The following is a 7,608-nucleotide window of genomic DNA, read 5'->3' on the forward strand; positions in this document are numbered from 1 at the left end:
TTTCTGTATCGAGATATCCTGTAGCTTTTTTTTCTTGCATGAGTGCGATTAAGGCGGATTCAATACAAGTTCTGGTAAGGCGGCTTGATTCAGCGTTAGATAAACGAGTCATACTCAAGCGTTCAATTTCAGTTTGGCGATCATCGGGCATGTTGGAGATCTCCTTTTCCCTTGTGTTGATGGTCTCAGCGATGTAATTGACCTTATCGTCTATATGGTGTTACAATTGTTACGGCGTGGCTAATGTCATAACAGTAGTATTTTAAGTGACATTTTCAAGTCTTGTCAAACATCAATCTGAGATTAGCCATGCTGCTAAGGGAAGATTTAACGAAAGAGGGGCTACATTATGCAAACCATGAAGGCGGCTATCTATCAAGGAATCCGACAAATTTGTATTGAGGAGAGGCCCATGCCAAAGCCGGGGGTCAAAGATGTTTTGGTGCAAGTCAAGCGCGCGGGAATCTGTGCAACGGATATGACGGCCTTTCAATACAACGGCGATCTTGTAGCGATTTATCCAAAAGCTGAATTCGGACATGAAATGGTCGGAGTCGTAGTTGAAGCAGGAGCAGAGGTTCAGAGCATCGAAGCAGGTAATCGTGTATTTGTCAATCCGCTGTTGCACCGATCCTTGGGCGCTACGGAGCGTGGCGGAGCGTTTTCTGAGTACATTCTGGTAGAGAATGCACAACTGGATCACAATTTGTTTCTATTACCCGATCATGTTAGTTTTGACGAAGCGGTAGTCATTGAACCTTTTAGTGTAGGGATACATGGAAAGAATTTGCCGGGAGCCAAAGCTGGTTCGCACGTCGTGATTTATGGTGCAGGCGCTATTGGCTTATGTACTTTGGCTGCGCTTACAGGTTCAGGTGTGGAGAAATGCGTAATCGTGGATTTGGACGATCATCGGCTTCGGCTTGCCGAAGAGATGGGCGGAATCCCCTTCAATCCTGCTCTTAGCGATCTGGGCGAATTTTTAACCGCTCATTTTGGACAATCCAACGATTGTGTTGGAAAGACAGTGCCCGATGTGGATATTTTCATCGACTGTGCAGGCGCCTCAAGCATTCCGGAACAATTTTTGAATCTGGCCAAAGCGGGGGCCAAGTTATCGGTGGTTGCGGTGTACAAGAAGCCTGTCGAAATTGCGCTTGGCAATGTGATGTGGTCTGAAGCAACCATTATGGGTTCCTTTATGTACAATGCGGAAGATATCAAGGAGGCGATTCGATATTTGGATGAACGCAGCACAAATATCGGTAAAATTGTGACACATCGTTTTCCTCACAATCAAATTGTCGATGCCTTTGAAACAGCCTGCGATCCAAGCAGGGCGGTCAAAGTCGTGATTGACTATGATTTGAAATGAAATATATCAGTTAAAAGGAAAAGTAATCCCCGCTTTTTTTCAACATCCGTACATTAAGGATGTATAAAATCGAAAGAAAGATTGGGGGGAATCAGATGGGAGTTCTGAAAAAATGTGTTTCATTGGTGACGGGGGCAGGAACAGGTATTGGCCGCGCTACAGCGATTAAACTGGCTGCAGAAGGATCATTCGTCGTACTTGTGGGACGGCGATTAGATAAGCTAGAGGAGGTCGCAACTCAAATCCATCAATCCGGTGGAGAAGCGCTGGCGATTTCGGCAGATGTGACCAGTCTGAATGATGTGCAGCACTTGCGAGATCAAGTACTAAACCTAAAGGGAAAAATCGATATTGTGGTCAATAATGCGGGTGCTGCTGGAGCTCCTATTGTTGTCCATGATATGACTGCTTCTGAGTGGGACGAGATGATTAAGCTGAATTTATACAGTGCCTTTTATATAACAAATGCCTTCCTACCGAAAATGAGAGAACAGCAGCAGGGGCATGTTGTGTCCATTACTTCAATGATGGTTAATCTGTACTTCGAAGGATTTTCGGGATACTCCGCAGCAAAGTCAGGCCTCGAGGTTTTAATGAAAACATTGGCGGCAGAGGAGGCCAAGCACGGCATTCAAGTCAGTGTCATTGATCCGGGGAATGTTCGTTCCGAGCAGAATCCAAAGGGTCAGCAGGAACCAGAAACGATTGCTGATCTGGTCTTCAAATGTGTGGTTGAGCCTGATAAGCAAGCCAGCGGAGATATCGTGAAGGCCTACTAAAACAACGACGTTTTGATACGCTAATCTAGTTTCTTAATCGCCGTGTCCTTGCATCGTTTGGGACACGGCCTTTTGTGCGCTGAACAGCTTATTCGACCGGGCACTGAAGCGCTCGCTGTAATTGTTGTCGAACTTCAAAAATGCCGTTGGCTGCCAATTAAAGAATTATTAAGAAAGGAGGGCGAGTCCTGCAGGGGAAAAGCGATTGCTTGTGTCAACAAGTTTCGTTGTCACATCTACGCCATCCCTTAGAAAAGCCCTCCCTTTAATGCCAAAACCCACATGTATCAATAATCCTTCCTCACAAGTGAAAGGCTCGTTGTATCAACGCTCTTCTTAACATAAAAGCACTCCTTCCAATTATAGCGAATAACTTGCATTTATTGATGGATACTTCAATTTATATATCAGTGCCTCGTCTGCGCCAGGCCCCATTACAGAAGTGAAGATATCGTGACGTATCCCGTATTTTCTGCCGTTACAAATGGCAGAATACAAACTGTTCATGATAAACGCTTACTTGTAGTATGAAGATGTACCGGCAAACAGTAAATCATCCTCAATCTAAGTCAGTCAAAAAAATTGGCACCAATGTGAAGCAATTCAAGGAGGAGATGAAGAAAGCGCCCTTTACTATCATCGAACGGCTCTGTGTGGGAGGAATCAGTCTCCAATCCAAATGGTGTTATAAAATGAGGGAAATGTAATGAGGGAACAAAGAGTTATCCGCATTCTATTATCCGCACATCCTAATCTCGTAAAGATGAGTGAGTTAACTGCGAAACTGGGCTTATCGGAGAGAACGGTTCGAGACATAATCCGAGCTCTTGAAAGAAGCGGAGAGCATCACGGCTTTCGCATTAAAATGATTCGTGGTCAAGGCTATCAACTACACGTTGTAGATGCGTCTAGCTTTGAGCATTATCAAGAGCAGGGACAGTTTAGTTCGAGCTTGATTGATCCGGACAATAAAGAAGATCGTCAGCGTTATCTTTTATTTTTTCTGCTTCAAAGTAACGGTTTCACTTCCATGGAGAAATTGGCTGAGCAGATGGGAATCAGTCGTTCCACGATTATTTCCGATTTGAAAGAGGTGGAGCAACGCCTGGCTAATTTTTCACTGATCTTGAATCGGCGTGCACATTATGGCATGCGAATTGAGGGAGAAGAACAAAATTATCGGAAAGCCTTTTCGCATTTTGTGCTAAATAATAGTGAATTTATTAAACCGGCGGAGGAATTTGAACAATTCCAACGTGAGTTTGATACGCAGGGGCTTCAGGCATATTTACTACAGGTATTAAAAGAAAAGGAGTTAAAGATTTCGGATGTCTTCCTGAATAATATCGTTACGCATATATTTATTTTGCTTTATCGTGTAACGAAGCACAATTTTATTGTATCTGGTCAGACGATTCCTAAGTCGCCTGAACCATTGTACAGGGATATTTCCGTGAAAATCGCTGCTTGGATTCATAAGTTTTATGAAGTCTCGCTCCCAAATGATGAAATTGATTACTTGGCATTGCATATTTCAGGTAAAACGGTCATGGAGCATGTTAGTACTGAAAAGAAAGAACAGCTTAGAGAAGGCATTAGCACCATTTTACAGCGGCTTGACAAAGAGTTTTTAACTAGCTTTGATGAGGATGAGCATTTGCGGGAAGCACTACTTCTTCACATGTTCCCATTGCTTAATCGCTTATATTACAATTTACAGCTTGAAAACCCGTTAGTTGAAGATGTATACAGTCAATATGCTAACGTGTTTGTAATTTCATTTCGCTTTGCAGAGATTGTTGAGGAAGAATACGGGTTTCGGATGTCAAGAGACGAGGCAGGTTATGTTGCTCTTCATTTTGCAACTCATCTTGAACGGATGAAGCAACGTAAGCTTGAGCAATTCAAACGGATTGCTGTTATTTGCTCGACAGGGGGAGGAAGTGCACAGCTCATTCGGCTAAAGCTCGAATCCGTATTTCCGAATGCGTCTGTCATCACAGCTTCAGTAAATGAGATGGATGATATCTTAACGAAGCCAATTGATCTGCTCTTAACGACAGTTCCTCTAGAAGGGCATGTTATTACCGATAAACGGGTCATTCATATTAAGCATTTGCTGGATGATTCTGAAATTCATCGTATTAAAGAAATTATTGCAATCCAAATTAATCATTCACAGCCTTCTTATAAATTTATCGATTTTAAGGAACTGTTCAGACCAGAATTGTTCCATTTAAATGGGGCTGACAATTATATGGAATTGCTGACAAACTGTTGTGAAGAGATCGTGCAGTATGGTTTTGCAGAAAAAGAATTTGTGGAACAGGTGATAGCAAGGGAACGGAAGTTCACGACGATTTATACAAACGGCGTAGCTGGTCCGCATCCGATGAGAATGAGTGCAATTAAGGACTGTATAAATGTGATTTTGTTGCAAAAGCCCATAATGAACGAAGGCAAGCAGGTACAATTTATTTTTGTCATCAATTTGCGAGCTGGACAATTGTTTTTGCACAAGGAGATTAGTAAATTGTTGCTTATGGTGATGGAGAAGGATGAAATTCGCAAAGCATTGTTACAAGTGCGAAGCTTTGAGCAGTTCATGATAGAGATAGAGAAACTACTTTAGGAGTGAAATGATATGAGTTATGAACAAACTATTATGCAAATTATCGCAAATAGCGGAGAAGCTAGAAGCAAGAGTCTAAAGGCTTCTCGTGCTGCACGCGGAGGGGATTTTGAACAAGCTGAAGAATTCTTGAAGCAAGCGAAAGAAAACTTGACTGCTGCACATAAAGTGCAAACCCAATTGCTTCAAGCAGAAGGTCGAGGCGAAAAAAGCGAAATTACTGTATTACTGATTCATGCGCAAGATCACTTGATGAATGCAATTACTGTCAAGGAATTAGTAAGCGAAATGGTAGAAGAAAGTAAAAAAAGAGTTGAACTTGAAGAAAGAATTAAGGAGTTGAAGAAAAATGACTAAAAAAATTTTACTAGTTTGTGCAGGGGGATTTTCAACAAGCATGCTTGTTGAAAAAATGAAAGAAGCAGCAAAGAAAAAAGAACTGGTTGTGTCAATTGATGCCTGTGGAGAAAGTTCTCTGGAAAGTTATCTGCCTGCAGATGTTATTATGTTAGGTCCGCAAATGGGGCATGCGGAAGAAGATGTGCAAGAAAAGGTTGGAGGCAATATTCCTGTCACCGTAATAGATATGATGGATTATGGCATGATGGACGGTGAAAAAGTCTTGGCAACTGCTATGAAAATGATAGGCGCATAATCTAAGAGGAGGAGAAATCAATGGAAAAAGCGCAAAATTTTCGGAATAAGCTACAAAAAATATCAGGCATTATTCAAAAAAATAAATATATGTCGAGTATTTCTAATGGATTAGCAGCAGTAATGCCAGTTCTTATAGGGGGAGCGATTTTCTCTTTAATCGACTCATTAAACTTGCAAATCTACCAAGACTTCTTGGTAAGCACTGGTCTGAAAACGCTAACAAGCCTTCCTGCTCAAGTTACGACGAATGTTATTTCCATCTATGTGGTGTTTTCAATTGCTTATGGACTAGCTGAATCATTCAAGAAAAGTGGATTTGCAGCGGGTATTATTGCGATTATGTCATTTTTAATCGTAACTCCTATGGGGAAGATGGAAGATCAGACGATGGGAATCAGCGTGCAATGGTTGGGAGCTCCAGGTCTTTTTGTTGCTATGCTAGTAGCAATCCTTGTTGCTAGAGTATACGTGCTTGTTTTGGACAAAGAATTTTATATCAAAATGCCTAAAGGCGTACCGCCAACCATCGAGAAGTCGTTTGCAGCAATCGTACCTTCCATGGTCATTATTTTAATTATGCTAGCTATTCGAGGAATATTTGCAAGTACCGCATATACGTCAATTCATCAGTTTATTTTTACAATCGTTCAAACGCCTTTAACAGCATTAGGCGGTAGTTGGCCGGCGTTTCTGATCTGCGTCGCTGCAACGAGTATTTTCTTCTTCTTGGGTGTACATGGACCGCTAGTTGTTTATTCAGTTATGGGTGCAATTTGGACACCATTACAAATAGAAAATATGACCGCATTCCAAAATGGTATGGATTTACCAAACCTTATCGTTCCTGCAGCGTCATTGATGATTTATGCTGGAATTGGGGGAACAGGCGCTACAATCGGATTAGCTTTTGCGATGTTGCGAGCAAAGGCTTCTCGCTACAAAACATTAGGAAAATTAACTGTGGTACCAAGTTTGTTCGGTATAAATGAACCATTGATTTTTGGTATGCCGATGGTGTTAAATACGAAATTGATAATTCCATTTGTTGGTATGCCTCTTTTAGGGGCTGGTTTATCAGTTGTAGCTACCTCTATTGGGTTACTTCCACCGTTGCGAGGAATTGCACCTATGGGAACGCCAGTGGTCGTTAGCGGATTCATTGACGGTGGTTGGAAAGTTGCCCTGTTCCAGGTACTGTTAATAATTTTAAGCTATGTTATCTACTATCCATTCTTCAAAAAAGTAGACAATCAAGAATACAAACAAGAGATTGCGGGAGCAGAGAATGCCGAAGTTACAGCTTAAGAAGCTGAATAATTAGGAAATCAGAATAAAAGGAAGCGAAAGCAAAATTCAAAATTGAAAGGGGACAATTTCACATGAAAAAAGGATTTTTATGGGGTGGAGCTACATCAGCCAATCAAATAGAAGGCGCATGGAATAAAGATGGAAAAGGTCCTAGCACTGCTGATATGATGACAGGAGGTACGCACACTAAAAGAAGACGGATAACACCTATTTTAGAAGAAGATACGTATTATCCTAGCCATGAAGCTATTGATTTTTATAGTCATTATAAAAAAGATATTAAGCTATTAGCAGAAATGGGTTTTAAAACATTTAGAATGTCGATTAACTGGAGTCGAATTTTCCCGAATGGGGATGATGTTTCGCCAAATGAAGCGGGATTGAAGTTCTATGATGATGTATTTGATGAGTTGAATAAATACAATATCGAACCTTTTGTAACGATTTCACATTATGAAACCCCTTTTGGCTTAACAAAAAAATACAACGGCTGGGTCAGCAGAGAAGTAATTGATTGCTACGTTCGTTACTGTGAGACGATCTTTAATCGCTATAAAGACAAAGTTCAATATTGGTTGACGTTTAACGAAATTAACGTATTAACAATTCCGGGAACTCTTTTTTCAGGTGCCGGTGCTTTAGCTGGTGGTATGGAGTCCATTGACTTTTCTTCGAGTGAAAATGATAATGCACAAATGCGCTTTCAAGCTTTGCATCATCAATTTGTGGCAAGTGCGAAAGCAGTGAAATTAGGTCATTCGATTAACCCTGATTTCAAAATTGGGTGCATGATTGCTTATATGTGTAATTATCCTCATACGTGTAATCCGGATGACATGTTGTTAACACAACAAACG

At 41.2% G+C, this 7,608-nt stretch carries 7 protein-coding genes; all 7 read left to right on the plus strand.

From position 1 onward, the window contains the following. Positions 1–349 precede the first annotated feature (349 nt). Positions 350–1,375: a zinc-dependent alcohol dehydrogenase gene (locus tag TX85_RS04460; protein WP_049894791.1), complete on the plus strand. Its 1,026-nt coding sequence runs from the start codon at positions 350–352 to the stop codon at positions 1,373–1,375. 95 nt (positions 1,376–1,470) lie between these two features. Further along, positions 1,471–2,154 carry an SDR family oxidoreductase gene (locus TX85_RS04465; protein WP_044477911.1) on the plus strand — a complete coding sequence of 228 codons (684 nt, stop codon included), beginning with the start codon at positions 1,471–1,473 and terminating at the stop codon, positions 2,152–2,154. Positions 2,155–2,860: 706 nt separating this feature from the next. Continuing rightward, positions 2,861–4,786 carry a BglG family transcription antiterminator gene (locus tag TX85_RS04470; protein WP_044477912.1) on the plus strand — a complete coding sequence of 642 codons (1,926 nt, stop codon included), beginning with the start codon at positions 2,861–2,863 and terminating at the stop codon, positions 4,784–4,786. 12 nt (positions 4,787–4,798) lie between these two features. After that, positions 4,799–5,143 (plus strand): PTS lactose/cellobiose transporter subunit IIA, encoded by a 345-nt coding sequence (locus tag TX85_RS04475; protein ID WP_044477913.1) that lies wholly within the window; start codon positions 4,799–4,801, stop codon positions 5,141–5,143. Next, entirely contained in the window at positions 5,136–5,441 is a 306-nt protein-coding gene (locus tag TX85_RS04480; RefSeq protein ID WP_044477914.1) for a PTS sugar transporter subunit IIB, read from the plus strand. The genes TX85_RS04475 and TX85_RS04480 overlap by 8 nt, the downstream gene beginning before the upstream one ends. Before the next feature lie 20 nt (positions 5,442–5,461). Continuing rightward, positions 5,462–6,748 carry a PTS sugar transporter subunit IIC gene (locus tag TX85_RS04485; RefSeq protein WP_044477915.1) on the plus strand — a complete coding sequence of 429 codons (1,287 nt, stop codon included), beginning with the start codon at positions 5,462–5,464 and terminating at the stop codon, positions 6,746–6,748. A 74-nt stretch (positions 6,749–6,822) separates the two neighbouring features. Further along, a partial coding sequence (locus tag TX85_RS04490) for a glycoside hydrolase family 1 protein (RefSeq protein ID WP_044479802.1) occupies positions 6,823–7,608 on the plus strand: 786 nt, incomplete at its 3' end.

Source organism: Paenibacillus antibioticophila, from assembly GCF_000455265.1.
GTDB classification, from domain to species: Bacteria; Bacillota; Bacilli; order Paenibacillales; family Paenibacillaceae; genus Fontibacillus; species Fontibacillus antibioticophila.

Bases quoted from the DNA above. Each gene is read 5' to 3' on its own strand.
- TX85_RS04480 (WP_044477914.1), top strand. From the start codon at position 5,136: ATGACTAAAAAAATTTTACTAGTTTGTGCAGGGGGATTTTCAACAAGC.
- TX85_RS04470 (WP_044477912.1), top strand. From the start codon at position 2,861: ATGAGGGAACAAAGAGTTATCCGCATTCTATTATCCGCACATCCTAAT.
- TX85_RS04475 (WP_044477913.1), top strand. From the start codon at position 4,799: ATGAGTTATGAACAAACTATTATGCAAATTATCGCAAATAGCGGAGAA.
- TX85_RS04485 (WP_044477915.1), top strand. From the start codon at position 5,462: ATGGAAAAAGCGCAAAATTTTCGGAATAAGCTACAAAAAATATCAGGC.
- TX85_RS04460 (WP_049894791.1), top strand. From the start codon at position 350: ATGCAAACCATGAAGGCGGCTATCTATCAAGGAATCCGACAAATTTGT.
- TX85_RS04465 (WP_044477911.1), top strand. From the start codon at position 1,471: ATGGGAGTTCTGAAAAAATGTGTTTCATTGGTGACGGGGGCAGGAACA.